26 protein-coding genes are annotated in these 26,904 nt (G+C 60.9%); 4 read left to right on the forward strand and 22 right to left on the reverse strand.

The annotated features are described in order from the left end of the window. Positions 1-75 precede the first annotated feature (75 nt). Positions 76-858, reverse strand: a complete 783-nt coding sequence (locus tag ACI77D_RS24865) for a class I SAM-dependent methyltransferase (RefSeq protein WP_262667160.1) — start codon at positions 856-858, stop codon at positions 76-78. Between the two features lie 96 nt (positions 859-954). Between ACI77D_RS24865 and ACI77D_RS24870 the strand changes: the two genes are divergently transcribed. Continuing rightward, positions 955-1,575, forward strand: a complete 621-nt coding sequence (locus tag ACI77D_RS24870) for a hypothetical protein (RefSeq protein ID WP_064451047.1) — start codon at positions 955-957, stop codon at positions 1,573-1,575. Positions 1,576-1,578: 3 nt separating this feature from the next. Here the strand turns inward: ACI77D_RS24870 and ACI77D_RS24875 are convergent, their stop codons facing one another. The 7 genes from ACI77D_RS24875 to ppc form a co-directional block, all read right to left on the reverse strand. Continuing rightward, a complete protein-coding gene (locus ACI77D_RS24875; RefSeq protein ID WP_064451046.1) occupies positions 1,579-2,277 on the reverse strand; it encodes an extensin family protein in 699 nt (232 codons plus the stop codon). Between the two features lie 3 nt (positions 2,278-2,280). Then, positions 2,281-3,108 (reverse strand): isocitrate lyase/phosphoenolpyruvate mutase family protein, encoded by an 828-nt coding sequence (locus ACI77D_RS24880; RefSeq protein WP_407017678.1) that lies wholly within the window; start codon positions 3,106-3,108, stop codon positions 2,281-2,283. 27 nt (positions 3,109-3,135) lie between these two features. Then, positions 3,136-3,996, reverse strand: a complete 861-nt coding sequence (locus tag ACI77D_RS24885; RefSeq protein ID WP_407017679.1) for a DUF72 domain-containing protein — start codon at positions 3,994-3,996, stop codon at positions 3,136-3,138. Beyond that, the gene (locus ACI77D_RS24890; protein WP_407017680.1) at positions 3,996-4,298 is read right to left on the reverse strand and encodes a hypothetical protein; all 303 of its coding nucleotides are present in this window, start codon (positions 4,296-4,298) and stop codon (positions 3,996-3,998) included. The genes ACI77D_RS24885 and ACI77D_RS24890 overlap by 1 nt, the downstream gene beginning before the upstream one ends. 160 nt (positions 4,299-4,458) lie before the next feature. Then, a complete protein-coding gene (gene tsaB / locus ACI77D_RS24895) occupies positions 4,459-5,145 on the reverse strand; it encodes a tRNA (adenosine(37)-N6)-threonylcarbamoyltransferase complex dimerization subunit type 1 TsaB (protein WP_064451042.1) in 687 nt (228 codons plus the stop codon). A gap of 90 nt (positions 5,146-5,235) precedes the next feature. Further along, on the reverse strand, positions 5,236-5,883 hold the full coding sequence (gene adk / locus ACI77D_RS24900) for an adenylate kinase (RefSeq protein ID WP_034118422.1): 648 nt from the start codon (positions 5,881-5,883) through the stop codon (positions 5,236-5,238). 295 nt (positions 5,884-6,178) lie between these two features. Continuing rightward, positions 6,179-8,824 (reverse strand): phosphoenolpyruvate carboxylase, encoded by a 2,646-nt coding sequence (gene ppc / locus ACI77D_RS24905; RefSeq protein ID WP_407017681.1) that lies wholly within the window; start codon positions 8,822-8,824, stop codon positions 6,179-6,181. Between the two features lie 185 nt (positions 8,825-9,009). On the opposite strand from ppc, the gene ACI77D_RS24910 reads away from it, so the two are divergent. From ACI77D_RS24910 to ACI77D_RS24920, 3 genes are all read left to right on the forward strand, one after another. Beyond that, positions 9,010-9,354 carry a hypothetical protein gene (locus ACI77D_RS24910; protein ID WP_064451040.1) on the forward strand — a complete coding sequence of 115 codons (345 nt, stop codon included), beginning with the start codon at positions 9,010-9,012 and terminating at the stop codon, positions 9,352-9,354. 283 nt (positions 9,355-9,637) lie between these two features. Beyond that, on the forward strand, positions 9,638-10,063 hold the full coding sequence (locus ACI77D_RS24915; protein ID WP_064451039.1) for a DUF4398 domain-containing protein: 426 nt from the start codon (positions 9,638-9,640) through the stop codon (positions 10,061-10,063). Positions 10,064-10,118: 55 nt separating this feature from the next. After that, positions 10,119-10,904 carry an OmpA family protein gene (locus ACI77D_RS24920; protein WP_053254704.1) on the forward strand — a complete coding sequence of 262 codons (786 nt, stop codon included), beginning with the start codon at positions 10,119-10,121 and terminating at the stop codon, positions 10,902-10,904. Positions 10,905-11,221: 317 nt separating this feature from the next. Here the strand turns inward: ACI77D_RS24920 and ACI77D_RS24925 are convergent, their stop codons facing one another. The 14 genes from ACI77D_RS24925 to ACI77D_RS24990 all read right to left on the reverse strand — a co-directional run bounded on the left by ACI77D_RS24925 (position 11,222) and on the right by ACI77D_RS24990 (position 26,768). Beyond that, positions 11,222-11,548: a hypothetical protein gene (locus tag ACI77D_RS24925; RefSeq protein WP_407017682.1), complete on the reverse strand. Its 327-nt coding sequence runs from the start codon at positions 11,546-11,548 to the stop codon at positions 11,222-11,224. Then, on the reverse strand, positions 11,545-12,450 hold the full coding sequence (locus tag ACI77D_RS24930) for an alpha/beta hydrolase (RefSeq protein WP_407017683.1): 906 nt from the start codon (positions 12,448-12,450) through the stop codon (positions 11,545-11,547). The genes ACI77D_RS24925 and ACI77D_RS24930 overlap by 4 nt, the downstream gene beginning before the upstream one ends. Before the next feature lie 82 nt (positions 12,451-12,532). Continuing rightward, complete coding sequence (locus tag ACI77D_RS24935) at positions 12,533-13,810, reverse strand: flavohemoglobin expression-modulating QEGLA motif protein (protein WP_064451036.1); 1,278 nt, start codon at positions 13,808-13,810, stop codon at positions 12,533-12,535. A 21-nt stretch (positions 13,811-13,831) separates the two neighbouring features. Further along, positions 13,832-14,392, reverse strand: a complete 561-nt coding sequence (locus ACI77D_RS24940) for a hypothetical protein (protein ID WP_221294074.1) — start codon at positions 14,390-14,392, stop codon at positions 13,832-13,834. A 148-nt stretch (positions 14,393-14,540) separates the two neighbouring features. Then, the gene (locus tag ACI77D_RS24945) at positions 14,541-15,257 is read right to left on the reverse strand and encodes a TetR/AcrR family transcriptional regulator (protein ID WP_169875936.1); all 717 of its coding nucleotides are present in this window, start codon (positions 15,255-15,257) and stop codon (positions 14,541-14,543) included. Positions 15,258-15,416: 159 nt separating this feature from the next. Then, positions 15,417-16,919 carry a lysine--tRNA ligase gene (gene lysS, locus ACI77D_RS24950; protein ID WP_064451033.1) on the reverse strand — a complete coding sequence of 501 codons (1,503 nt, stop codon included), beginning with the start codon at positions 16,917-16,919 and terminating at the stop codon, positions 15,417-15,419. 95 nt (positions 16,920-17,014) lie between these two features. Further along, positions 17,015-18,110, reverse strand: a protein-coding gene (gene prfB / locus ACI77D_RS24955; RefSeq protein WP_096236834.1) for a peptide chain release factor 2 whose coding sequence is annotated in 2 segments (ribosomal slippage) — positions 17,015-18,037 and positions 18,039-18,110 — 1,095 coding nt in all. Because the reading frame shifts where the segments join, the coding sequence is not laid out codon by codon here. Between the two features lie 235 nt (positions 18,111-18,345). Further along, the gene (locus tag ACI77D_RS24960; RefSeq protein ID WP_064451032.1) at positions 18,346-19,347 is read right to left on the reverse strand and encodes a diguanylate cyclase; all 1,002 of its coding nucleotides are present in this window, start codon (positions 19,345-19,347) and stop codon (positions 18,346-18,348) included. Positions 19,348-19,396: 49 nt separating this feature from the next. Continuing rightward, complete coding sequence (locus ACI77D_RS24965) at positions 19,397-20,407, reverse strand: chemotaxis response regulator protein-glutamate methylesterase (RefSeq protein WP_064451031.1); 1,011 nt, start codon at positions 20,405-20,407, stop codon at positions 19,397-19,399. Then, positions 20,404-22,683: a hybrid sensor histidine kinase/response regulator gene (locus ACI77D_RS24970; protein WP_407017684.1), complete on the reverse strand. Its 2,280-nt coding sequence runs from the start codon at positions 22,681-22,683 to the stop codon at positions 20,404-20,406. Before ACI77D_RS24970 ends, ACI77D_RS24965 begins: the two co-directional genes overlap by 4 nt. Next, the gene (locus ACI77D_RS24975; RefSeq protein ID WP_407017685.1) at positions 22,680-23,381 is read right to left on the reverse strand and encodes a chemotaxis protein CheW; all 702 of its coding nucleotides are present in this window, start codon (positions 23,379-23,381) and stop codon (positions 22,680-22,682) included. Before ACI77D_RS24975 ends, ACI77D_RS24970 begins: the two co-directional genes overlap by 4 nt. Beyond that, entirely contained in the window at positions 23,378-24,637 is a 1,260-nt protein-coding gene (locus ACI77D_RS24980; protein WP_064451028.1) for a protein-glutamate O-methyltransferase CheR, read from the reverse strand. The genes ACI77D_RS24975 and ACI77D_RS24980 overlap by 4 nt, the downstream gene beginning before the upstream one ends. Next, positions 24,634-25,146 carry a chemotaxis protein CheW gene (locus ACI77D_RS24985; protein ID WP_064451027.1) on the reverse strand — a complete coding sequence of 171 codons (513 nt, stop codon included), beginning with the start codon at positions 25,144-25,146 and terminating at the stop codon, positions 24,634-24,636. Before ACI77D_RS24985 ends, ACI77D_RS24980 begins: the two co-directional genes overlap by 4 nt. Beyond that, complete coding sequence (locus tag ACI77D_RS24990) at positions 25,146-26,768, reverse strand: methyl-accepting chemotaxis protein (protein ID WP_064451026.1); 1,623 nt, start codon at positions 26,766-26,768, stop codon at positions 25,146-25,148. The genes ACI77D_RS24985 and ACI77D_RS24990 overlap by 1 nt, the downstream gene beginning before the upstream one ends. Positions 26,769-26,904 lie beyond the last annotated feature (136 nt).

Below are 26,904 nucleotides of genomic sequence, written 5' to 3' on the forward strand. Positions count from 1 at the left end.
TCAATCTACCTAACCCCCTCACAGACTTAAAGCGACACAAAGAGTCGCGTAGATACCTATACCGCGATGAGGCCATCAAGGCTTGAGTGCTTTCTTAGGATAGATGTCATACCGGCTCGATTTACCATCCAGCGCATGGCTCGGCTTCGGCCCTTCAATGCACGGCGCTTTGCGCGGACGCTTGACCACCACGCGGTGGCTGGCCAACGCCAAGGCGGCGGCCAGCAAGGCGGGTGCATCCGGGTCATCGCCTACCAGTGGCCGGAACAGGCGCATTTCCTTCTTCACCAGGGCGGTTTTCTCACGATGAGGGAACATCGGGTCCAGGTAGATCACCTGCGGCGGTTCGCCTTCCCAATTGAGCATCACATCGATGGAATTGCCCTTGAGCAGCTTCATGCGCGCCACAATGGGCGCCACTTCAAAATCACCCGCGCCACGTGCCAGACCGTCTTCGAGCAAAGCGCCAATCAGTGGCTGACGCTCGATCAGGCTCATCTCGCAGCCCAGGCTGGCCAGCACGAACGCGTCCTTGCCTAAACCTGCCGTGGCATCCAGCACGCGCGGGCGCACACCCTGAGCAACGCCGACCGCCTTGGCGATCATCTGCCCGCTGCCACCGCCATATAAACGCCGGTGAGCTGCGCCGCCTTCGACAAAGTCCACGCGCACCGGCCCCGGTGCGTCAGGCCCAAGCTGTTGGAGCTGCAGGCCATGCTCCCCGACTTGCAGGGAAAAGTCCGCCTCCTCCAGGTGCAACGGCAGGCCCAGCAACGAAGCCCACTGCTCGGCACGCGCCGTAAAACCTTCGGCCAAGGCCTCGACCCGAATGCGGCTGGCCGCTGGTTGTTCGTTCATCAATCGCTACGCTCAAAAATATTAAGGATCGGCAAATAGCGGCCGATAAAAACAACAGTCAGGTATTTTGCCAGAGCTGAGCGTCGACCGAGAAAAATGTCAGACATTCTTCCCCCAACTATCGGTGTATTGCCGACCCACAACCACTACGGCCTGCGTAATACTCAAGCGCTGGCCGGCGTGAGTCATGTGTGGCAGGACTTCTTCGCCCGTGCGTTGGCCGAACAGCTCGGCGATACGCCGGACGCACTCGCCGCCAAGGCACCGGCACCGAGAGACCCGGCGGTAGAACCCAGCGAAGGCGCCGACCTGTTGTCGCAGATCCTCACCCAGCGTGAGTGCGATGTGAAAGACACCGAGATCGCCCCACCGGAGCCGCTGTTCCTGCCCATCGCCGAATTTGAAACCGAGTTGCTGCCACCGCCCCCCGCGCCGTTCCCGGCAGAAGAAATCGTCGCCCTACAGCGCCAGCAGAATTTTGAAAGCGGTTGGGTACGCCCGATTGTTCTGAACGCTGGTCAACCAAAGCCTGCGCCAGGCCCGGCACCGGAACCACAGCCCTTGCACCTGCCGATTGCCGAGTTCGAACTGGACTTGCTGCCACCACCCGCCACGCCGTACCCGACCGAAGCACTGGAAGCGCAACAGAAAGCGCTGGACTTCGATTACAACTGGGCGCGCCCACTGATCCTCAACAACCTGCGCCTCGCCGCATAAGCCTCAGCGGCACACCCACCAGGGCCCCATGTCCAGATGGAAGTGGTTGCGATGAGCAGCGTTGTAGTCCGGGCTCAACACCACGTTGAAATCAGCGCAGGCCCCCTCTCGCACCTGCCGCAAAAAACGCGCGCCATCGCCTTCCCCCGGCCAGTCTTTGAGCACACTGATGCTGCGTCCGTCGGCCAGGCGGAAGCCGGCAATATCCAGGGCATTGGCCGAGGCATGTTGACTGAGCCGCCCGTCTGCGCGGTTATACAGGTTGCGACAGGCAAAGCTGCCCAAGTGATCGACCCGCGTCACCGCCTGGCCAAATACCGCCTGGGCCGCCGGTTGCAGGCTATGGCGCTCGAACAAGGCAAACGCCACGGCCAGCGGGCAGCTGGCGAGAAAGCTGCTGCTCAAGGCCACGTCGGCGCCTTGCACGCGCAAGACGTTGCGCAATGGGCACGCGGCGTCAGCGGGGCTGTCTGCCTGACGGATGACGCGCAAACCAGACGTTTTCAACACCTCGTCGCACAGCGCCGGATCATCCTGCAGCCGCCCGAGCTTGAACCGCGTCAACACGTTCGGGCTGGCGCGCACATCCAGCGGCGCCCAGGGGTTCCATTCATTGGGCAACGGCACCCAGCCTCGCCACACACCCAGTGCACACACACCCGCCAGCAACAGCAGCGCACCGACCACTTTAAAAAAGCGCACGGCTTAGCCCTTGAAGAATTGGTTGGCCTGGCTGAACGGCATCTTGCGCTCGGTGAAGGTAAAGGTGCCCAACGCATACACCTCCTGCGCAGCTCGGTAAAACTCGCCATACGCCGCCAACGCCATGGCCGAACCGACACTGATGCGCCTCACGCCCATCTCGCTCAACTGCGCCACGCTGAGGTTCAAGCCGCCGGACATCAACACGTTCACCGGCTTGGGCGCGACGGCCTTGACCACTGCCAGTATTTCTTCGGCGCTGCGTAGCCCTGGGGCATACAGCACGTCGGCACCGGCTTCGGCGTAGGCCTGCAAGCGGCGGATGGTGTCAGGCAAATCCAGGCGGCCATGCAGGAGGTTTTCCGCGCGGGCTGTCAGCGTGAACGGGAATGGCAGACTGCGGGCAGCAGCAACCGCGGCTTCCACGCGCTCGACGGACAGATCAAAGGGATAGATTGGATCGATGGCAATGCCCGTGGCGTCTTCGATGGAGCCACCGACGATCCCGGTGGCGGCTGCGCGCAGGATGGTTTGGGCACACCCTTCGGGCGTATCGCTGAAGCCGTTTTCCAGATCAGCCGCCACCGGCAGCGCGGTCGCCCGGACAATCGCAGAAGCATTACCCAACGTATCCTCCAGCGACAACGCGCCTTCCGCATCCGGCCGCCCCAGGCTGAACGCATAGCCCGCACTGGTGGTGGCCAAGGCTTCAAAGCCGAGGCTGGCAAGCATGACGGCGGAGCCGGCGTCCCACGGGTTGGGCATCACGAACGCATGATCACGCTCGTGCAAGGCCTTGAAGGTTTCGGCGCGAAGGGTTTGGGCATCCATGACTCACTCCTGGCGTAAAAAGGAGCCCTAGAGTAACCCCAGTTGCTCCGCTTCGGGTTCTCGATGCAAGGTCGCCAGCGGCGGCAGGCCCGGCAAACGGGCCATCAGTTTTTCATGAAACCGCAGCGCCAGTTGCGCAGCCAGCCGGTTATCCGAGGTGTGCAGGAATACGTAGGGCGTGCGCCCCTCTTCGATCCAGCCGGCGATTTTTTCCACCCACGGCAGCAAAAACGGGTCGTTGGCCTCAAGCTCCGGATGGCCGATGAAACGCACCTGGGGAAACTGGGTCAGCGCCGCCGGGCGCGGTGGCACCTTGGGCTTTTTCGATTGGGCGTGCAGCACGGCGGCCGAGGTGGACGTGCAACTGAACAAGGCCCTGGGGTCGAGGCAGATCCGCTCGACACCACGGTCACGTAACAAGCGGTTGAGCGTGCGTTCGGCATCGCCCTTGGCGAAGAATTCCGGGTGGCGTACTTCCACCGCCAACGGGCGTTCCAGGCCATCAATAAAACCGGCGAGCTCGCCGAGGCGTTGCGGCGAAAAGCTCGCCGACAGTTGCAGCCACAATGGCGAAACACGCGCCCCCAATGGGCTCATCAAGCCGACAAAACTTTCCGCCGCCGGCAACTGTTCGCGCAAGTCGCCTCCGTGGCTGATGTCGCCCGGGAATTTGGCAGTGAAGCGAAAATCTTCAGGCATGATTTCAGCCCAGCGCTGCACCGTGGCGGCCGAGGGGCGAGCATAAAAAGTGGTGTTGCCTTCAACCGCGTTGAAGACCTGGGAGTACAGCGCGAGGTAATCGCTGGAGCGCGCATCGGCCGGGTACAGGTACTCGCGCCAGGCGTTTTCACTCCAGGACGGGCAACCAATAAAGTAAGGCAGGCGCATCAGATGTGGATGTCGAGACCCAGCACTTCCATATCCCATTCGACAAAGCCGGCGGTGGTCAGGTAGCTGGCCAGGGCGGTGGCGACGCTTTTGCTCATGGAACGGTGGAACACCATGTCTTGCTGACGGGCGGGAAGACCACCGATACGCGCGCCGGCAGAACCCTGGGCGCTGGACTGCGCGTCGGACTGGACCTCAATGAAGTCCGGCGAATCCTCGACGGAATCGTCTACCGTCACGTTCGCCTTACGTGGCTTACGCTTGAGGGGGTAGGACTGTGAGGAAAAGCCGTCTATACGCATACATGCAGACTCGGTATCAATGATGGCAATTTAGCGGCACTTTCCGTTGTGCGCAAATGCTCTGGTGATAACTAGAACACATAATTTGTAAAAGGTTTACAAACCCGGTCAAATTCTGACGATTGGCGAAAATCGCCACAAAAATCTCGCTTTTTTGGCGTCAAATAATCCCGCGCTCAGCCTTGGTTTGCGCCACTTTATCGCGCAGATAAACCGGTGCAGCCTGATCGGCGGGAATCGCTTCGCCACGCTCGAAAGCGAAGCGTGCCAGGGTCAGCAGGTCTTCGGCATGCGGCAACATAGTGGCGTCCTGGCCGACCAGTTGCACATTGATGCGTTCGCCATAACCCCAGCCGGTACCGGCACCGAACCAGTCACCGCTAGCATCCACGGGCAACGCGCTGACTTGCGGCGGCTGCACGGCTTCCACGCCCACCAGGCGCATTTCGCCGGCCGTCTCGCGGTAGCAACCCCAATAGACTTCATCCATCCGTGCATCAATGGCCGCCGCCACTTGCGAGGCGCCGTGCTCACGCAGCGCACGCTGGGCCAGCACCGCGAGGTTGGAGACTGGCAATACCGGGCGCTCCAACGCAAACGCCAGGCCCTGCACCACGCCAATGGCAATGCGCACGCCGGTAAACGCGCCGGGGCCACGGCCAAAGGCAATGGCATCCACCGCAGCAAGGGTGGTGCCGGCGTCTTCCAGCAATTGCTTGATCATCGGCAACAGCTTCTGCGCGTGCAGGCGCGGGATCACCTCGTAGTGGCTCGTTACCTTGCCATCGTGCAGCAAGGCAACAGAGCAAGCTTCAGTCGCGGTGTCCAGGGCCAGCAGGGTGCTCATCGGTGTAGGTGTCCAAATCGGAAAAAAGTGCGCCAGTATAAACAACAACGGCCCGCAAGCGGGCCGTTGTGCATGCAGCTGATCGTTTGATCAGCTCAGCGCTTGCAGCACCTTGGCGGTGATGGCTTCTACCGAACCCACGCCAGGAATGTGGCTGTACTTCGGCTTGCCCTGTGCAGCGGACAGTTTCTGGTAGAAGTCCACCAGTGGCTTGGTCTGGGAGTGGTAGACCGACAGACGATGGCGCACGGTTTCTTCGGTGTCATCCTTACGCTGTACCAGGTCTTCGCCGGTAACATCGTCCTTGCCTTCAACCTTCGGCGGGTTGTAGACGGTGTGGTACACGCGGCCCGAGGCCTCGTGAACACGACGACCGGCGATACGCTGGACGATTTCTTCGTCTTCAACCGCGATTTCAACCACGGCATCCAACTCAACGCCAGCCTTCACCAGGGCTTCAGCCTGGGGAATGGTGCGTGGGAAGCCGTCGAACAGGAAACCGTTCTTGCAGTCGTCCTGGCTGATGCGTTCCTTGACCAGGTTGATGATCAGGTCATCGGAAACCAGGCCGCCGCTGTCCATCACGCTTTTTGCGATCAGGCCCAGCTCGGTGCCGGCCTTGACGGCCGCGCGCAGCATGTCGCCGGTGGAGATTTGTGGAATGCCGAATTTTTCAGTGATGAACTTTGCCTGAGTACCTTTACCGGCCCCGGGAGCTCCCAGCAGAATGACGCGCATCGATGTGCTCCTCAATTTTTTATAGAGATGACGCTCGGATTCGCCGCGTGGGGCCAATCTCGTAAAAATGTGGCTCGTGGAAATATCGGCCCAAGCCGATCAAAACCCCAAAGGCTGATCAAGATACACAGCGGGCCCTATCCATACAAGCCGCCGAAAGTCGGAGTAACCCGCGCAGCGCATGCGTCATAGCCAAGGTGTGCCTGAGTGCAACCCTGCCCCATAAACGCCAACCGCCCCTTTCAGGGCGGCCGTCATTGTTTATCCGCAAGTCGTTGAGAACACGCAAGAAACCTTAACCGGTGTTGCGCAGTCCGGCGGCAATACCCGCCACGGACACCAGCAGCGCCTGTTCCAGAGGGCTATCCTGCGCCGCCTCCTGCTGACGCGAGCGCGCCAGCAACTCGGCCTGCAACAGGTGCAGCGGGTCGAGGTAGGTGTTACGCAAACGGATAAACTCCAGGGTGTCCGGACTGTGGGCCAGCAGTTGCGACTGGCCAGTCAGGCCAAGGACCACACTGCACGCCTGCGACAATAGGTCGCGTAAGTGCGCACCCAATGGCAGAAGGTCAGGCTGCACCAGACGCTCGTCATATAAACGCGCTATGTCGGCATCGGCCTTGGCCAGCACCATTTCCAGCATATCGATGCGGGTGCGAAAGAACGGCCATTGCTCGCGCATCTGCCCCAGCAACTCGCCCTCGCCGCGCTCCAGCGCCTTGCTTAATGCAGCTTCCCAGCCAAGCCAGGCGGGTAGCATCAGGCGGGTTTGGGTCCAACCGAAAATCCACGGAATCGCCCGCAGGCTTTCGATACCGCCCGCACGCCGCTTGGCCGGGCGACTGCCCAACGGCAAACGGCCCAACTCCTGCTCCGGCGTGGACTGGCGGAAGTACTCGACGAACTGGGGATTTTCGCGCACGACGGCGCGGTAAGCGCTGACACCGTCTGCCGCCAATTCGTCCATCAAATGGCGCCAGGCCGGCTCGGGCGGCGGCGGTGGCAACAGCGTGGCTTCCAGAACCGCGGCCAGGTACAGATTGAGGTTCTGCTCGGCGATGTCCGGCAGGCCGAACTTGAAGCGGATCATTTCGCCTTGTTCGGTGGTGCGAAAACGCCCCGCTACCGAGCCCGGCGGTTGCGACAGGATCGCCGCGTGAGCTGGCCCACCACCCCGGCCAACAGTGCCGCCACGACCGTGGAACAACAGCAATTCCACCTGCTGCTCACGGCAGATATCCACCAAACGTTCCTGCGCCCGGTACTGCGCCCAGGCGGCAGCCGTGGTGCCGGCGTCCTTGGCTGAGTCCGAGTAGCCGATCATCACTTCCTGCGGGCCATGCAAGCGCGCGCGATAGCCCGGCAATTGCAGCAGACGCTCCATCACCGGCCCGGCGTTATCCAGGTCGGCCAGGGTTTCGAACAGCGGGACCACGCGCATCGGTCGTTGTACGCCCGACTCTTTAAGCAGCAGTTGCACCGCCAGCACGTCCGAGGCGGCGCCCGCCATCGAGATCACATACGAGCCGAGAGACGCGGCCGGTGCGGCGGCGATTTCCTTGCAGGTATTCAACACTTCGGCGGTGTCCGCCGACGGTTTGAAATAGCCCGGCAGCAGCGGTCGACGATTGCTCAGCTCCTTGGTCAGGAAGCTGATACGCGCCTCTTCATCCCAGTCTTCATAGCGACCGAGGCCCAGGTAATCGGTAATTTCGGTCATGGCCGCCGAGTGGCGACTGGAATCCTGGCGCACATCCAGCCGCACCAGGAACAAGCCGAAGGTCACGGCGCGGCGCAGGCAATCGAGCAACGGGCCATCAGCGATTACGCCCATGCCGCACTCGTGAAGCGACTGGTAGCACAGCTCCAGCGGGTCGAGCAGGTCGCGGTTGTTCTGCAGCACCTCGGCGGGTGCCGGGGTGTTGGCGGTCAATGCGGTGTGCGCCCATTGCCGCGTGGCACGCAGACGTTCACGCAATTGCTTGAGCAAGGCGCGATACGGCTCGACGCTGTCGCCGACCTTGGCTTGCAACGCCGGGCTGGCCTGTTGCATCGACAGCTCGGACGCCAGGTGATCGATATCACGCAAATACAAATCCGCCGCCATCCAGCGCGCCAGCAACAGCACTTCGCGGGTGACCGGCGCGGTGACATTCGGGTTGCCATCACGGTCCCCGCCCATCCACGAGGCAAACCGAATCGGCGCGGCCTCCAGTGGCAAGTGCAGGCCGGTGGCCGCGTGCAAGGCGTGGTCAGCCTTGCGCAAATAATTCGGGATGGCCTGCCACAACGAATGCTCAATCACCGCAAAGCCCCACTTGGCTTCATCCACCGGGGTGGGCCGCACGCGGCGGATTTCTTCGGTGTGCCAGGCTTCGGCGATCAACCGCTGCAACCGTTCGCGGATCTGCTCGCGCTCGGCCGTGGTGAGGTCGCGGTGATCCTGCAGCGCCAGTTGCGCGGCGATCGCATCGTATTTCTGGATCAGGGTGCGGCGCGCCACTTCAGTCGGGTGGGCGGTAAGGACCAATTCAATCTCCAACCGCGCCAACTGGCGGGCCAGGGATTCGTTGCTGTGACCTTCGCTTTGCAGGCGGGCCAGCAGCTCCGGCAATACACGGGACTCAAAAGGCGCTGGTTGCGACTCATCGCGCCGGTGGATCAACTGGTACTGCTCGGCGATGTTGGCCAGGTTGAGGAACTGGTTAAAGGCTCGCGCCACGGGCAACAGTTCGCTTTCCTGCAGTTGGTTCAAGCTGGCGCTGAGTTCCTCGCCGGCGGTTTGCTCGGATACGCTGCCACGGCGGTCGGCCTTGGCGCCTTTACGGATCTGCTCGATCTTGTCGAGGAAATCATCGCCGTATTGCTCTCGAATGGTGTTGCCCAACAGTTCACCCAGCAGGTGAACATCCTCACGCAAGCGTGCATCGATATCACTCATCAGCCAATCTCCAGCCAGAAATCCGGGACGCGCAGGCCTTCCAGAGTGCCGCTCGCATCGGTTTCTGACAAGACACTTTAAACCTTGCCGGTTACAGCTAGTCTCAACAGTGAGTCGTCGCGTTTATCCACGCAGGCGGCTGGACACTCATCACCGCCTGCCATCGCGGGCTTATTGAGGTTGCCATGAAAATTCGAGAACTGGCCCAGCATTGGGAAGAGACCGCCAAGGGTCGCCTGACCAAAACCGAGTACGCGATCCATCTGGACATGGAGTCCGCCGCCCGGCTGGCCGCCATTGCCGAGATGTACCCCAAGCGCCACCCCGAAGAACTGCTCGGTGAGCTGATCGGCGCCGCCCTTGAAGAGCTGGAAGCCAGCTTTCCCTACATCAAGGGCCAGCACGTGGTCGCCACCGATGAAGAGGGGGACCCGCTGTACGAAGACGTCGGCCCTACTCCACGCTTTCTCACGCTGTCGCGGCGCTATCTGCATGATTTATCAGCCGGCGCGGACGAACAGAAGCACTGATAAACATCCGTTAAACCCATCCAACCCCAGGTATTCCGGGCCTCACAGAGGCTCGGCGTACCTTCGCGCGCAGCAAAAGTTCAAACTTTTAAACGCTGACCAAACAGTCAGATATTTTTTTAGGCAAATCGCCATCTTCTCTGAACTTTTGAAAAAAGCATCAGGTCACAGCCAGTAAGCCATCACTTGGAACGGCCGTTTGAAAAGGCACTACGAGCTTTACCGCCGGGGCCTCGACCGCTGACCAACGAAGTGGATTTTGATGTTTTTGAGGAGTTATCCAATGGAGTTGAAGACGATGAAGACCAGCACTGCCAAATCCTCGTTTAACCACCTGCGCGGGCTTAAATTGGCCGCGCTGGCAATCGGCACCAGCTTCGTACTGGCGGGCTGCGCCGGTAACCCACCGACCGAGCAATACGCCGTGACCCAATCTGCGGTGAACAGCGCCGTCAGCGCCGGTGGTACCGAGTACGCCGCCGTAGAAATGAAGTCGGCTCAGGACAAGCTCAAAGAAGCTGAAATCGCCATGCACGACAAAAACTACGACAAGGCCCGTCAACTGGCCGAACAAGCCGAGTGGGACGCCCGCGTCGCTGAGCGTAAAGCCCAGGCTGCCAAGGCAGACCAGGCTGTGAAGGACTCCCAGAAGGCTGTTCAGGAGCTGCGTCAGGAAGGCATGCGCCCGGCTGTTATCAAACAGCAATAAGCCGCCGCCACTGATTGCATTGCACCCGATATCGAATTGAAAGGACGACACGACTATGCGTAAACAACTGATGATCCCTGCCCTGCTGGCGATGAGCGTTGCTCTGGCGGCCTGCTCCACCCCGCCAAACGCGAACCTGGAAAACGCACGGACCAACTTCTCGGCCCTGCAAGCCAACCCGAATGCCACCAAGGTAGCGGCGCTGGAAACCAAGGACGCTCAGGATTGGCTGGACAAGGCTGACAAGGCCTACCGTGACAAGGAAGACCAGAAGAAAGTCGACCAACTGGCCTACCTGACCAACCAGCGCGTTGAAGTGGCGAAAGACACCATCGCACTGCGCCAATCCGAAGCCCAGCTGAAAAACGCCGGTGACGAACGTGCCCGCGCCCTGCTGCAAGCCCGTGATGCGCAGATCAAGCAACTGCAAGACAGCTTGAACGCCAAGCAGACTGATCGCGGCACCCTGGTGACGTTCGGTGACGTGCTGTTCGCCACCAACAAGTCCGACCTGAAATCCAGCGGCCTGGTGAACATCACCAAGCTGGCGCAGTTCCTGCGTGATAACCCGGACCGTAAAGTGATCGTCGAAGGCTACACCGACAGCACCGGCTCCGACTCGTACAACCAGAGCCTGTCCGAGCGTCGTGCGGCCTCTGTACAGCGTGCACTGGCTCAACAGGGCGTGGATATCTCGCGCATCGTGACCCAGGGTTACGGCAAGGAATATCCGGTTGCCGACAACGGCAGCGTTTCGGGCCGTGCCATGAACCGCCGCGTTGAAGTGACCATCTCCAACGACAACCAGCCAGTGAAGCCACGTTCGTCGATGGCGAACTGATTGATTGAAGCTGGATAAAAAAACCCACCTTACGGTGGGTTTTTTTTGGACTATCCGAAGGTGATGGGGCCCTCCGAATCGTCCGCATGCGTTACCTTTTTCGCGTCATAGGTGTTCTCCGACAGCCGCTCCATCAGTTGCCTGAGCGTATGGGCCTGTGCATCTTGTCGCGTCAGCGACTCATGCCCACGGGCCATGTCCAGCATGTTGCGTATTGCACCAATATTTATGACCACCTTGCCCGCCCCGTTTGCGTAAGTTACATCGCCTTCTGTGGCGTGTGACGCAAGACGGTTCCAGATATTTCCGTGATGGGGCTATTCCTGCAGTTGCGGAGTTTCCTGCCCCATGCAACGCACCGCTTGCTTCTTGTTGTTGACCAGCACGCCACTCAAGCCTTTCTGCTCGGTATCGAACATCACCAGCACGCCATCAACGCACTGCGCCACTTGTGCGGCCGGGGTCAGGGAAATTTTATAGTCCACGCCCGGCACGGTCTTGAGCAGGGTGAAGTCGCTGAGCAGCAATGCATCTTCCGGCTTGGCGAAGTGCAGGTAGCCGTAGAACCACAGGCAACCGACGGTACCGATGATAGTGCCGATACCGGTGAGGATCAGCGGGATCATATTGCGTTCTTCGCTCATTGCGGGCTCTCTGATGAGTCAACTTTAGGAACAGGATAATTCGGAATTTCACCCAGGCGGCGCAGGCCGTTGAAGTGCTGCGGGTCATCCAGATAACGCAGCATCACGGTTTGCCAGGTCTTGTCGGCAAAGGTCTGCACATGGCCACCACGGGTCAACTGCAACACCCTGGGCGGCGGCGCGGCCTGATACAGGCGAATGCCGTTGGCCACCGGCACAATCGGATCATCCAGGCTATGGAACAGCAGTTTCGGTACGCCGGTCAGTTGGGGCATGGTGTTGATCGCACTGTCGGCGTCCGGCACCAGCCAGGACAGAGGCACCTGAAACGGCCATGTTAACCAGGACGTACTGAGGGCGAATTGTCCTACGTCACGATAACTGGCAGGCACGCCGTCCAGCACCAGCGCCTTGAGTTTGAGCTGACGCTCCGGGTGCGCTGCCAGGTAATGCACCGCCAGCGCGCCACCCAGGCTTTGGCCTAACACAATCAGCGGTTGGCCCTGGGTTTCGGGGGCCTTGTCGAGCCACATAAACGCAGCATCGATGTCTTTATAGATCGCCGGCAACGACGGCTTGCCTTGCGACAGCCCATAACCGCGATAGTCCAGCAGCAGCACTTGATAGCCCTGCTCCGGCAACCACCAACTGCCGCCCAGGTGCCAGGCGAGGTTGCCGCCGTTGCCGTGCAAGTGCAGCACCGTGCCTTTGACGGGCACCCCGGGCTTGGCCGGCAGCCACCAGGCATGAAGCTTTACGCCATCGGCGGTGGTCAGGGTGACATCGCGGTATTGCAGGTGGGCCTTTTCCGGCGTGAACGGCAGCCCGGGCTCAGGGTAGAACAGCAGCGAGCTGCAGCCGTTCAATGTGAATAGCAGGCAAAGAATGCCGAGGATTCTCATCCGTTGAAGCCTCGCGATTTGGCCGCGATCTGCAGCCTTGTGGAGATCCAAATTTTTTAATCGGTTTCGTCAGTTAAATTGCCTAAAGGATATTCGAGTAATCCGCTTCGATCCGATCCAGGCTCAAGTGGTTGAGGAAGTTGGAGAAACACATCCACGCCGCCAGTGCGTTCATGTCGCGAAACTGCTCGGGCAGGTACTTGGGCGGCACCACCAGGCCTTCATCGACCAGTTGGCGCAAGGTACGCATGTCTTCCAGCGTGGTCTTGCCGCAGAACAACAGCGGCACTTGTTCCAGCTTGCCTTTGCGCACGGCCAGCTGAATGTAGTTATAGACCATGATAAATCCCTTGAGATAGGACAAATCCTTGGTAAACGGCAGGCCGGTCGGCGTCGAGCCACGGAACACCCGGCTGGCGTTGCCGTAGCTTTCGGCCATTTCAAAACCTTGCTCGCGGAAGAATTCGAACACCTGCAGGAAGTCAGCGCCCTCCTCCACCATATGGATGGCGCGGGTGCGGTTGGTCAGTTTGCGCAGGCGGCTGGGGTAGGACGCGAAGGTGATGATTTCCATCAGAATCGCCAGGCCTTCCTGGGTTACGGTGGAAGACGGCGGCCCCTTGGACAGGAACGTGCAGATCGGCTGATTTTGGCCATTGAGCGTGGTGCCGACGTGCACCAGGCCTTCATGCACTTCCAGCGCGCGCACATCACGTTCGTTGAACATCGCGTCGGCGCGGATCTTGATGTAGTCGGCGCCTGCCGCCGCGTCGGCGACGATCCCGTCGGACTCGAACACGCGAATGGTTTCTTCCGCCTCGCCAAATACCTTGTTCAGGCGGGTTTGCAACATCGCCACGGCATCTTTGGCGGTGAGAGTCTTGGCCTCGTCCTTGAGGTCGCCACGGCCGTCGATGTTATTGAGGTAGTCGGAGAGCATCAGGCCCAGGTCAGCCAGGGTCGGGTCGCCGGCGTGGAAGGCATCGGAAGCGGCGCCGTAGAGTTCCTGGGAGATCAGGCCGAAGTCCTCGGTGCCGCGCGCTTCGAGCATGCGCACCACCATGCGGTACTCCTTGCACATCCGCCGCATGATCTGCCCGACCGGGTTGAATTGGCCAAGCTGGCGGGTGATGTCGCGCTCGATGTTCTGGAACTCCAGCTTGACCGCGCTGGAGTCGAACGATAGCGGCCGGTTCAGGTAATAATCGCGGTCCACGGCGGGCAAAGCCTTGCCCTTGGCCTTGAGGAATCCCTGGCGAATGTTCTCGTCCCACTTCACGGCGTCGAGCACGCGAATCGGTGTTTGCGCCAGCACTATGCGATCGGACAAGGTGCGTATCGTCTGCTGGTAATCGTCCACCCGGTGCTTCCTCTTTAAACGTTATTTGCCCGCGCGCTGGTAGCGCACGGCTTCAACGAACACATCGGCATTGGCCGGGTTATCCAGGTAGGCAAACACCTGGTCCAGCGGGCTGTCCACCAACACGCCGGCGCCTTCGACGGTGTCCACAGTGCTGCCGTGTAAAGCCTGCTGGCCTATGGCTTGATGGATTTGCTCGAGGTCGAGGTTGTAGACCACCAATTCAGGCTTTTCGTCGCTTTCGCCTTCAAAATCGAAGCCAGCCAAAATGAAGTGCCCGCCGAGTTTGTCCGGCAACGGCGCCGACAAATACCAACGGTTGCCATGGCGCGAAACCGTAAACAGATACTCATCGCGCTGGCCCGGCTTGGCTTTAGGGTAGCTCACCGCTTTGTAACGATGCTTACCGACGCGGGTAATCTGCAGGTTGAGCGGCTCGCCCCAGGCATTTTTGCTCGACCAGTGGCCGAGCAAGGCATCCGGTGCTGCTTCTTTGGCTGGCAGCGGGTCCTTGAACGTCACCAGGCAACCGCTGAGCAACAGGAACGACAAGGCGATTAGCGCGACACGCCAGGCTTTCATCAAATACCCCACTGAATGGTTTGCATGGCACCTACCGATGTGGGAGTTGGCTTGCCTGCGATACAGGCAACACGGTCATTCAAGCACACACCGCGGTGATGCTATCGCAGGCAAGCCAGCTCCCACATAAAGCAGATCCCACATTTAGCTAGACCGAGGCCAACACCAAATGCATGTAACGCTTGAGAATCTCAAGCATCTCTTCACCGGTCAGAGGCTCTGGGCCGCCAAGCAGGCCCTGATATTCCATCCGACCGATTATCGCCGTCAACACTTTGGCATCCTGTTGCGGCTCGCGGGAACCCAATACCTGGAAAAACTGCCCGGTGCCCTGCAACAGAATCTGCTGATGAGAACGCACCAGTTCCGCCAGACGCGGGTTAAGCAAGGCTTCCTGGCGAAAGGCCTGTTCGGCCATCAGGTGTTCACGGCGGTTGGTCAGTTGGCGCATGACGTAATCGGCGGTCAGCTTTGCAATGTCATCGGCCAGTTGCGAGCGTGACGCCTGGCTGCCATCGCCATAGGCGACCATCTCGCGCAGCAGGCCTTCGTTGCGCACCCACAGTTTGCCCATGAAGGCCGCGCTGCGCTCGACGTACTGGGCGAAGGTATCGGTGAGCAAGTCATCGATGTCCTTGAAGTAGTAGGTGGTGGCCGACAATGGCACGCCGGCTTCCGCCGCCACCGCGCGATGGCGCACGGCCCGTACGCCGTCACGCACGACGATGCGCATGGCCGCATCGAGAATGTCTTGCCTGCGTTGCTCGCTGCCCCGGCGACTGGCCTTGCGGCCTTGATACTGGACGCTTTCAGCCACGGCAGCAGCAATGCCGGCGGCACCTTCTTGAGCCATTACGCGGTTCACGGCAGATCTTCCTTTAAAAGGTGACGCGGAGCGTCACGGGCTGCATTCCCACGCAGACGGGTCGTCGTGGGAACGAACACCTGGCGCCGTTCTATTGACGGCTAAATACACCCCATAAAAAAGCCGCCTTATAAAAGGCGGCTTCGGATTTCGCTAGGGTTACGCTTGTGGCCGCATGTGCGGGAACAAGATCACGTCGCGGATCGACGGCGAGTTGGTCAACAACATCACCAACCGGTCGATACCGATACCTTCACCGGCAGTCGGTGGCATGCCGTACTCCAGCGCGCGGACGAAGTCGGCGTCGTAGTGCATGGCTTCGTCGTCGCCGGCGTCCTTGTCGGCCACCTGCGCCATGAATCGCTCGGCCTGGTCTTCCGCGTCGTTAAGCTCGGAGTAGGCGTTGGCGATTTCGCGGCCGCCGATGAACAGCTCGAAACGGTCGGTAACGTTCGGGTTGTCGTCGTTGCGACGGGCCAGCGGCGACACTTCGAACGGGTACTGGGTAATGAAGTGCGGCTGCTCCAGCTTGTGCTCCACCAGTTCTTCGAAAATCATCACCTGCAGTTTGCCCAGGCCTTCAAAGCCCAGCACCTTGGCGCCGGCTTTCTTGGCGATGGCGCGGGCCTTGTCGATGTCGGTCAGGTCGTCAGCGGTCAACTCTGGGTTGTACTTGAGGATCGAGTCGAACACCGAGAGGCGTACAAACGGCTCGCCGAAGTGGAACACCTTGTCGCCGTAAGGCACGTCAGTGCTGCCCAGCACCAGCTGTGCCAGTTCGCGGAACAGTTCTTCGGTCAGGTCCATGTTGTCTTCGTAGTCGGCGTACGCCTGGTAGAACTCCAACATGGTGAATTCAGGGTTGTGACGCGTCGAAACGCCTTCGTTACGGAAGTTGCGGTTGATCTCGAAGACTTTTTCGAAGCCGCCAACCACAAGGCGCTTGAGGTACAACTCAGGCGCGATACGCAGGAACATTTCCAGGTCCAGCGCGTTGTGGTGGGTTTCGAACGGTTTGGCTGCGGCACCACCCGGGATGGTTTGCAGCATCGGGGTTTCCACTTCCAGGAAGTCACGTTGCATCAGGAAGCTGCGGATGTGGGCGATGACCTGCGAACGCACGCGGAAGGTCTGGCGCACGTCTTCGTTGACGATCAGGTCAACGTAGCGCTGGCGATAGCGCTGCTCGGTGTCGGTCAGGCCGTGGTGCTTGTCCGGCAGAGGGCGCAGCGACTTGGTCAACAGGCGTACACTGGTCATCTCAACGTACAGGTCGCCCTTGCCGGAACGGGCCAGGGTGCCTTCGGCCGCGATGATGTCGCCCATGTCCCAGGTTTTCACCGAGGCCAGGGTTTCTTCCGAAAGAGTCTTGCGGTTGACGTAGACCTGAATGCGCCCGGTCATGTCCTGGATCACCATGAACGAGCCACGGTTGAGCATGATGCGACCTGCCACCTTGACCGGGATCGCCGCTTCCGCCAGCTCTTCCTTGGTCTTGTCCGCGTATTGCTTCTGCAAGGCATCGCAGTAGTTGTCGCGGCGGAAGTCGTTGGGGAAGGCGTTACCCTTGGCGCGCTCGGCAGCAAGCTTTTCCTTGCGCAGGGCGATCAGGGAGTTTTCTTCCTGTTGCAGGGCTTGCGGGTCGAGTTGTTGGTCGCTCATGTCTTTTGAAATTCCATCACAGGTACGTTTTCCCCAGCCTTCGGCAGGGGATCGCCGGGCAAGGACTAAGTGTCCCCCCGGCTCCTACAGTCTTGTTACAGGCCTGATTTCAGGCTGGCTTCCAGGTATTCATCGATATCGCCGTCGAGCACCTTGTCGCAGTCGCTGCGTTCGATGTTAGTGCGCAGATCCTTGATCCGCGACGCATCGAGCACATAAGAACGGATCTGGTGACCCCAGCCGATATCCGACTTGGTGTCTTCCAGCGCCTGCGAAGCCGCGTTGCGCTTCTGCATTTCCTGCTCGTACAACTTGGCCCGCAGCATTTTCATGGCGGTGTCCTTGTTCGCGTGCTGGGAACGTTCGTTCTGGCAGCTGACCACGGTGTTGGTCGGTACGTGGGTAATACGTACGGCCGAGTCGGTGGTGTTTACGTGCTGACCACCGGCGCCGGAGGAGCGGTAGGTGTCGATTCGCAGGTCGGCCGGGTTGATCTCGATTTCCACTTTGTCGTCGATCTCTGGGGAGACGAACACCGCGGAGAACGAAGTGTGGCGACGGTTGCCGGAGTCGAACGGGCTCTTGCGCACCAGGCGATGCACGCCAATCTCGGTACGCAGCCAGCCAAAGGCGTATTCACCCTTGATGTGCACGGTCGCGCCTTTGATACCGGCGACTTCACCGGCTGACAGCTCCATGATGGTTGCGTCGAAACCGCGCTTGTCAGCCCAGCGCAGGTACATGCGCAGCAGGATGTTGGCCCAGTCCTGGGCCTCGGTGCCGCCGGAACCGGCCTGGATATCCAGGTAGGCGTTGTTCGGGTCCATTTCGTGGCTGAACATGCGGCGGAATTCAAGCTTGGCGAGGTTTTCCTCGAGACGGGCCAGCTCGGCGACGACATCGCCCACTGCGCCTTCGTCGTTTTCTTCGACGGCCATGTCCAGCAGGTCACGGCAATCGCCCAGACCGGTGTTCAATTCGTCGAGGGTGTCGACGATCTGCGCCAGCGCAGCGCGCTCGCGGCCCAGTTCCTGGGCGTATTCAGGTTTGTTCCAGACAGCCGGATCTTCAAGCTCGCGATTGACTTCGGTCAGACGCTCATGCTTTTGATCGTAGTCAAAGATACCCCCGAATAGTTTCGGAGCGCTCGGACAGGTCCTTGATGGTGTTAAGGATCGGGTTGATTTCCATGGCGGGCAGCACTCGTTGGCGAACTTTTGAAAGCCGACGAGTATAACGACAAAGAGACGCGAACGGCAGCCCGCTTGGCGAAAAGGCGGGTCTGCATCCGATCTCAAGAACAATGAAGATCCAAATGTGGGAGCGGGCTTGCTCGCGAATGCGGTGGGTCAGTCACTGATTCATTACCTGACATACCGCATTCGCGAGCAAGCCCGCTCCCACAAGGGATTAGCGTTGTACCGAATTATTCGATACCCACCTGGTTACGCCCATTATGCTTGGCCGTATACAAACCCTTGTCCGCTGCCATGATCAGCAGCCGGCAATCGCTGCTCTGCTGCGGGGTCATGGTCGACAGGCCGATGCTGATGGTCAGGCTCGAGCCTTCAGCTGGTGCAATATGCGGGATTTTCAGCGCGGCTACTGCCATGCGCAGCTTTTCCGCCACCAGGCGCGCACCACCCGGCGAGGTGTTCGGCAACACCAGGGCGAACTCTTCACCCCCGTAACGCGCTGGCAGGTCCGAAGGACGGCTACTGGCTTCACGGATGGCGGCGGCGACTTTGCGCAGGGCTTCGTCACCTTCAACATGGCCAAAGCTGTCGTTGAAGGTCTTGAAGAAGTCGACGTCGATCATCAGCAGTGACAGCTGAGTCTGGTCACGCATGGCGCGGCGCCATTCCAATTCCAGGTATTCGTCAAAGTGGCGGCGGTTGGACAGCCCGGTCAGACCGTCGGAGTTCATCAACCGTTGCAGCACCAGATTGGTGTCCAGCAACTGCTGCTGGCTGACCCGCAGCGCACGGTAGGCCGCATCCCGCTGCAACAACGTCATGTAGGAGCGCGAGTGATAGCGAATGCGCGCCACCAGCTCGATATTGTCCGGCAGCTTGACCAGGTAATCATTGGCCCCGGCCGAGAACGCCGCGCTTTTGATCAACGGCTCTTCCTTGGTCGAGAGCACGATGATCGGAATGTTCGCCGTGGCCGGGTGGTTGCGGTATTCGCGCACCAGCGTCAGGCCGTCGAGGCCCGGCATGACCAGGTCTTGCAGAATGACGGTTGGCTTAATGCGGATGGCCTGGGCAATCGCCTGATGCGGATCGGCGCAAAAGTGGAAATCGATGTTTTCTTCATGGGCGAGCCCACGCCGCACCGCTTCGCCGATCATGGCCTGGTCGTCGACCAGCAACACCATGGCAGCATTTTCGTCGGTCTTGATGTCGTCGATCTGTAAATCACTCATGTGCAGTCACCTGAATTACTAGCTGCAAGCCAGCAGCGGGAGATACTGATCATTTTGCAAATACCTCCAGCAATCGGGGTGCAATTCTATCCAGTGGGCGAATTTCAACAGCAGCATCAATCGCCGCCGCCGCTTTGGGCATGCCATACACCGCCGAGCTTTGTTGATCCTGGGCGATGGTCAAATATCCTTGTTCACGCAACAACTTGAGCCCCTGGGCGCCGTCGCGGCCCATGCCGGTGAGTAATACGCCGACGGCATCGCCGTTCCAGTGGCTGGCGACGCTCTCGAAAAACACGTCGATGGACGGCCGGTAGATCTCGTTCACCGGCTCTGCGGTATAGGCTAGCGTGCCATTTTTCAACAGGCGAATGTGGTGATTGGTGCCGGCCAGCAACACCGTTCCGGCTTGTGGCGGCTCGCCTTCACGGGCCAGGCGCACCGGCAGGCCGGAGGCGCTGCTCAGCCACTCCGCCATGCCGGCGGCAAACACCTGGTCCACATGCTGCACCAGCACGATGGCCGCCGGAAAGTCTCGGGGCAAACCCTTGAGCAGGATTTCCAGGGCAGCCGGCCCGCCTGCCGACGACCCGATCGCCACCAGGCTGCGGCGTTTGCCGGTGGAGCGCTGGGGCGCGGTTTCGGCGCGTACGCGGCTGCCACTCTGGCCGACCAGCCAGCCAATGTTGAGGATCTTGCGCAGCAACGGTGCCGCTGCATCCTTGGGGTTGCCCACGCCCAGCGCCGGTGTATCCACCACGTCCAGCGCGCCATGGCCCATGGCTTCAAACACTCGGCTGACGTTGGCCTGACGGTCCACGGTGACGATCAAGATCGGGCACGGGGTTTCGGCCATGATCTGCCGCGTGGCTTCTACGCCGTCCATCACCGGCATGATCAAGTCCATCAGGATCAGGTCCGGCGTCAGTTCGGCGCAACGCTGTACGGCTTCAAGGCCATTGTTGGCCACCCACACCACCTGGTGCGCGGGTTCAAGACTCAAGGCGCGCCGCAAGGCTTCCAACGCCAGGGGCATGTCATTGACGATCGCGATCCTCATGCCCGGGCGCCTCCAATCAGTTCCATCACGGCGTCCAGCAAGGCGTCGTCATGGAAACTGGCTTTAGCTAGATAATAGTCGGCGCCGGCGTCCAGTCCACGACGCCGGTCTTCTTCGCGATCCTTGTACGAGACCACCATCACCGGCAACGATTGCAGGCGACTATCACGGCGCAAGAGTGTGACCAATTCGATCCCGTCCATACGAGGCATATCAATGTCAGTGATCAGCAAGTCGAAGTCTTCGGAACGCAGCGCGTTCCAGCCGTCCATGCCATCGACCGCTACGGCCACTTCATAACCACGATTAAGTAATAATTTGCGTTGCAGCTCTCGCACAGTGAGCGAGTCGTCCACCACCAGCACCCGTTTACGCGGTGCTTCGGCAGCCTGTTGGCTGCGCCGGGCGATACGTTCCAGGCGGCCGGTGTTGAGCAATTTATCCACCGAACGCAGCATGTCTTCGACGTCGACGATCAACACCACCGAGCCGTCATCCAGCAAGGCCCCGGCGGAGATGTCCTGGACTTTGCCCAGGCGATCATCCAGCGGCAACACCACCAGGGTGCGCTCGCCGATAAAGCGTTCCACCGCAATGCCATACACCGCATCGCGCTCGCGGATCACCACTACCTTCAAGGTTTCTTCATTACTCTGCCCCGGCGGGCGCTGCAACAACTGGCTGGCGGCAACCAGGCCGACATGCCGGCCTTCGTGCCAGAAATGCTGACGGCCTTCCAGTTGCACGATGTCATCGGGCGCCAGGTCGCACATGCGTTCGATGTGGGCCAGTGGGAATGCGTAGGCTTCTTCACCGACCTCCACCACCAGGCTGCGCACCACCGACAGAGTCAACGGCACCTCCAGATGGAAGCGACTGCCCTGCCCCGCCGTCTGCTCCAGCACCACCGCGCCGCGCAGTTGGCGAACCATATGCTGCACCGCGTCCAGGCCGACGCCACGCCCGGATACTTCGGTGACCTTGTCGCGCAGGCTGAACCCTGGCAGGAACAGGAACGTCAGCAGTTCCTCTTCGCTCAAGCGCAGGGCGGTTTCCAAAGGTGACAGGTGCCGGTCGACGATGGTGCCGCGCAGGCGTTCAAGGTCGACGCCATTGCCGTCGTCACTCAGCTCCAGCACCAGCAGGCCCGCCTGGTGGGAGGCTCGCAGGCGAATCAAGCCTTCAGCCGGTTTACCGGCGAGCATGCGCTGCTCGGGCATTTCGATACCGTGGTCGACGGCATTGCGCAGCAAGTGGGTGAGCGGCGCTTCGAGCTTTTCCAGCACGTCGCGGTCGACCTGGGTCTTTTCGCCCTCGATCTCCAGGCGCACCTGCTTGCCCAGGCTGCGGCCAAGGTCGCGGACCATGCGCACCTGCCCGGCGAGTACATCGGCAAACGGCCGCATGCGGCAGGCCAACGCCGTGTCGTAAAGCACCTGGGCGCGCTGCCCGGCCTGCCAGCCGAACTCATCCAGCTCGGCAGTTTTTTCCGCCAGCAGGGCCTGGGCTTCGCTTAAAAGACGGCGGGTGTCGGCCAGGGCCTCCTGAGCTTCAAGGCTTAAATCCAGAGCCTTGAGTTGGCCATCCAGCGTGTCCAGGGCGCGCACACTGTTGCTTTGAATGCGTTTGAGGCGCTGCATGCTGGCCAGGTAAGGCTTGAGTCGTTGGGTTTCCACCAGCGATTTGCTGGACAGGTCCAACAGGCTGTTCAAGCGCTCGGCGGTCACCCGCAGCACGCGCTCGCCGCCTTCGGTCATGGGTTTGTTCTGGCGCGGCGCAGAAGGCGTGGCCGACGCCGCAGGCTCGATCTCCGGTGGCAGCTCTTCGAGGACAGGCGCGGGTGCCGGCTTGGGCGTTGGCGCAGGTTCAACCCTGGCAATCGGCTGCGACGGATCGAGCAGGCGCTCCATCAGGGCCACATAGGCCTCGATATCTGCGGGACCCACGTCGTTGCCGGGCGTGGCGATACGCATCAGCAGATCAGTACCCTGCAGCAACGCATCGATATGTTCGGGTTGCAGGTACAGGCGGTTTTCCTGGGCGCTGACCAGGCAATCCTCCATGACGTGAGCCACGCTGACCCCGGCGTCCACGCCGACAATCCGCGCGGCGCCCTTGAGCGAATGCGCGGCGCGCATGCAGGCTTCCAACTGATCGGCCTGGGTCGGGTTGCGCTCCAGGGCCAGCAAACCGGCGTTCAATACCTGGGTCTGCGCATCGGCTTCCAGGCTGAACAGTTCCAGCAGCGAGGCATCGCGCATCTGGTCGGGGGTCATGTGAGGCTCCGGGTCACGGCGGACAGCAATTGCGCCTCATCCAGCCACCGCAGGCTGCGGCCTTTCCACTGCAGCACACCCTGGGTGAAACGCGCACTGGCCTGGGTGCCGGAGGCCGACGCCGCCTTCAAGGTACGTTCGTCGATGGCATGAATGCCGTCGACTTCATCCACCGGCACCACCACCGGGCCGTCCTGTGCGGCAATAATCAACATGCGCGGCATGATACGCCCGCCGGTTGCACCATGGCTGGTGGGGTCCAGCCCCAGCAACTCCACCAGCGATAAACACGCCACCAGCGCGCCGCGTACATTGGCCACACCGAGCAATGCGCGGGAACGCTGATGTGGCAGCGAATGTATCGCTTGCAGCGGCGCCACCTCCACCAGGCAACGGGTTGCAATACCCAGCCATTCTTCGCCGAGGCGGAACATCAACAGGGATCGAGTGACGACATCACTCGCGACTTCAACGGCCGCCTGCGGGCGTTGGTCCTCCTGCTGCAAGGCGTAACGGTCGAGCAAACGCGTGGCGGCGGCGGAGTACACCGAACAGTTGCGGCAGTGGATATGCTCGGCCAGCAACGGGCAGGACTTGTCGCCATGGATGCCGATACGGTTCCAGCAGTCGTCGATGGCCTGGGTGTCGGCCAGGGTCAGGTCCAGGCCTGCGGTATTGAGTGCGTCAGGGCTACTCATCGTTTGGACTCACTGTCAGCTCGCTCGCTACGGGCGGCACGCGCCTGCAACCGGCGCGCCCCCGCGCTGTCGCCCTGGGACTCGAGCAACGCGGCCAGGTGCATCAGGGCCTGCGGGTGCTGCGGTTCCAGGTACAAGGCTTTTCGATAATACCCCTGGGCTTCCAGGGCGCTGCCGGCCACATCGCTGAGCAGCCCCAGCCAGTAAAACACTTGGGCGGCCGGCGGATGGTTACTCAAATACTGTTCACAGGCGGCGCGCGCTTCAACGCTTTTACCTTCGTTGGCCAGGGTAGCGATCCGGCTGAGCAAGTCGCCGGTATCAGTGTGTGGCGCCTTGATCGGCACCACCTGAGCACTCACCGTGCTGAACGGTCGCGGCTTGGGTGGAATCGGCGCTGCGCTGCGCTGTGGCACCGGCGCAGGCATCGGTACGAAGACCGGCTCAGGCTTGACCGGCTCGACATGCCGGCTGAACGCAAAGGATTGCGGTACGCCTATCGAGCGCATGCCATGGCGCCCCAGCAGGCTGCCTTCGGCCGGGCCGATAAACAGCACGCCGTCCACGTGGGTCAGGGCCTTGAGCACGTCGAACACTTGCTTCTGGGTCGGCTGGTCAAAGTAGATCAGCAGGTTGCGACAGAACACGAAATCGTAGCTCGGCTCATTGGCCAGCAACGCAGGGTCGAGCAGGTTGCCGACTTGCAGGCGGACTTGTTCACGCACCCGGTCGGCGATGCGATAACCGTCGACCTCTTCGGTGAAATGGCGCTCACGAAACTCGATATCGCTGCCGCGAAAAGAATTCTTGCCATACACCCCACGTTTGGCGCGCTCCACCGACAGCGGGCTGACATCCATGCCCTGCACCTTGAATTGGTGCGGCGCAAGCCCGGCATCCAGTAACGCCATGGCAATCGAATACGGCTCTTCGCCGGTGGAACACGGCAAGCTGAGAATGCGCAGGGCACGCATGTGCTTGATCTCGGCCAGGCGTGCCTTGGCCAAGCGGGCCAGGGTGGCAAAGGATTCGGGGTAACGGAAAAACCAGGTCTCGGGGACGATCACCGCTTCGATCAGCGCCTGCTGCTCATCATGGGAGCTTTGCAGGTGCTGCCAGTAAGCCTCGGCGGTCTGCGCCTGCACGGCCTGGCTACGTTGACGCACCGCGCGCTCGATAATCGCCTCACCCACCGAGGCGACATCCAGGCCAATGCGCTCCTTCAAGAAGGCAAAGAACCGCGGGTCGTTGCTCATAGGCTCAGCTCGGCGGAAAACAGCAAGGTGCGCACAGGCTCGGTGAGCAGTTCGTTGACGCCAATCCACTGCATCAAGCCCAAGGCATCTTCACGCACCAGCCCCAGATAAGGCGCCTCGCGGTTGTCCAGCCCATAAGGCTGGAACTCCTCAAGCCCGCAACGCAGGGTGTCGGTGGCTTGTTCGAGGATCAGCCCCAGCCAGCGCGCCTGGACCCACGGCTGCGGCTGGTAATTGACCAGCACCAGGCGCGTGCTGGTGCGGGCCTTTGCCGGCGTACCGAAGGTCAAGGCACACAGATCGATGACGGGCACCAACGCCCCACGATGAGCAAAGATCCCCGCCACCCACAGCGGCGCGTGGGCAATCGGTTTGAGCGGCAGGCGCGGCAGCACCTCGGCCACTTCCGTGGCCCTCAGCGCGTAGCGTTCACCGCCGATGTGGAACACCAGGAACAACGCTTTTTTCGCTGCCGGGACGGCACCGCGTTTAGCCGCGAGGTCGCTCATCAGACTTTGAAACGCGAGACGCCGCTGCGCAGACCGACCGCAACCTGGCTCAGTTCATCAATGGCAAAGCTGGCCTGGCGCAGGGACTCCACGGTCTGGCTGCTGGCATCGCCCAATTGCACCAGCGCGTGATTAATTTGCTCGGCGCCGGTGGCCTGGGCCTGCATGCCTTCGTTGACCATCAACACCCGCGGCGCCAGGGCCTGCACCTGATGGATGATCTGCGAGAGTTGCTCGCCCACTTGCTGCACTTCGAACATCCCGCGCCGGACTTCTTCGGAGAACTTGTCCATGCCCATCACGCCCGCCGACACTGCCGACTGGATCTCGCGCACCATCTGCTCGATGTCATACGTGGCCACGGCGGTCTGGTCGGCCAGGCGCCGCACTTCGGTGGCCACCACGGCAAAACCACGACCGTATTCACCGGCCTTCTCGGCCTCGATGGCGGCATTGAGCGACAGCAGGTTGGTCTGGTCGGCCACCTTGACGATGGTCACCACCACCTGGTTGATGTTGCCGGCCTTCTCATTGAGGATCGCCAGCTTGGCGTTGACCAGGTCGGCGGCGCCCATCACCGAATGCATGGTTTCTTCCATGCGCGCCAGGCCTTGCTGGCCGGAACCGGCGGCGACCGATGCCTGGTCGGCGGCTGTCGAAACTTCGGTCATGGTGCGGACCAGGTCCTTGGACGTGGCGGCGATCTCGCGTGAAGTCGCGCCGATCTCGGTGGTAGTTGCCGCTGTTTCGGTGGCGGTGGCCTGTTGCTGCTTGGAGGTCGCGGCGATCTCGGTGACCGAGGTGGTCACCTGTACCGACGAACGCTGGGCCTGGGACACCAGGGCCGTCAGCTCGGTCATCATGTCGTTGAAGCCGGTTTCCACGGCGCCGAATTCGTCCTTGCGATCCAGGTTCAGGCGTTTGCTCAGGTCGCCGTCGCGCATGGTGCCCAGGATCGCCACGATGCGTTGCATCGGCGCCATGATCGCGCGCATCAACAGCAGACCACACAGGCCGGCGGCGAGGATGGCCAAGAGCAACGACACGAGCATGCTGACCTTGGCGGCTGCTACCGCGTCATCAATGGCAGTGGTCGCACGGTCGGCGACATCTTTGTTTTCGGTGATGATGTCGTTGAGTTTCAATCGCCCTGCCGTCCATGCAGGCGTCAGGTTGGTATTGAACTCTTTGCGCGCGGCGACCAGATCATTGCGCGCCAGGCTCTCGAGCACCGTGGCCAGGCTCTTGTTGTAGGCCTGGTGCAGGGATTCGAATTTATTGAACTCGGCTTGGTCATCGCGACCGTTGATGGTTTGCTGGTAGTTGGCCATCTGTGTCTGGATGCGCCCTTCAAAGGCTTTGAAGTCAGCCTTGTCGGCGTCGGTCAGGCCCTTGTCGTCACGCAGACCAAGCAACGCCAAGGTTTGCAGGTAACTGTCGACCCACGCGCTGCGGATCATCGAACTGAGATAAACCCCCGGCACTGCGTCATCACGGACCGCAGTCTCGCCAGCCTCAATCTTCAACAACCGTGAATAAGAGACCACAACCATTAACAACATGATGGCGATAATGACCGCAAAGCTAGCCAAGATCCGTTGGCGCAAGGTCCAGTTCTTCACAGTAATTCCTCGAAGGGCCATTCAAATGCGGGGAGTATAGCTGAGCGCAAGCCCTCATTAATCAATGGGTTTTGATGCAGCGCACACAGAGTGCAAAAACACCCCGAACCGCTGCTTCGGCCGGGGTGTTTGATAA

It is taken from the genome of Pseudomonas sp. O39, from assembly GCF_045447295.1.
GTDB classification, from domain to species: Bacteria; Pseudomonadota; Gammaproteobacteria; order Pseudomonadales; family Pseudomonadaceae; genus Aquipseudomonas; species Aquipseudomonas antarctica_A.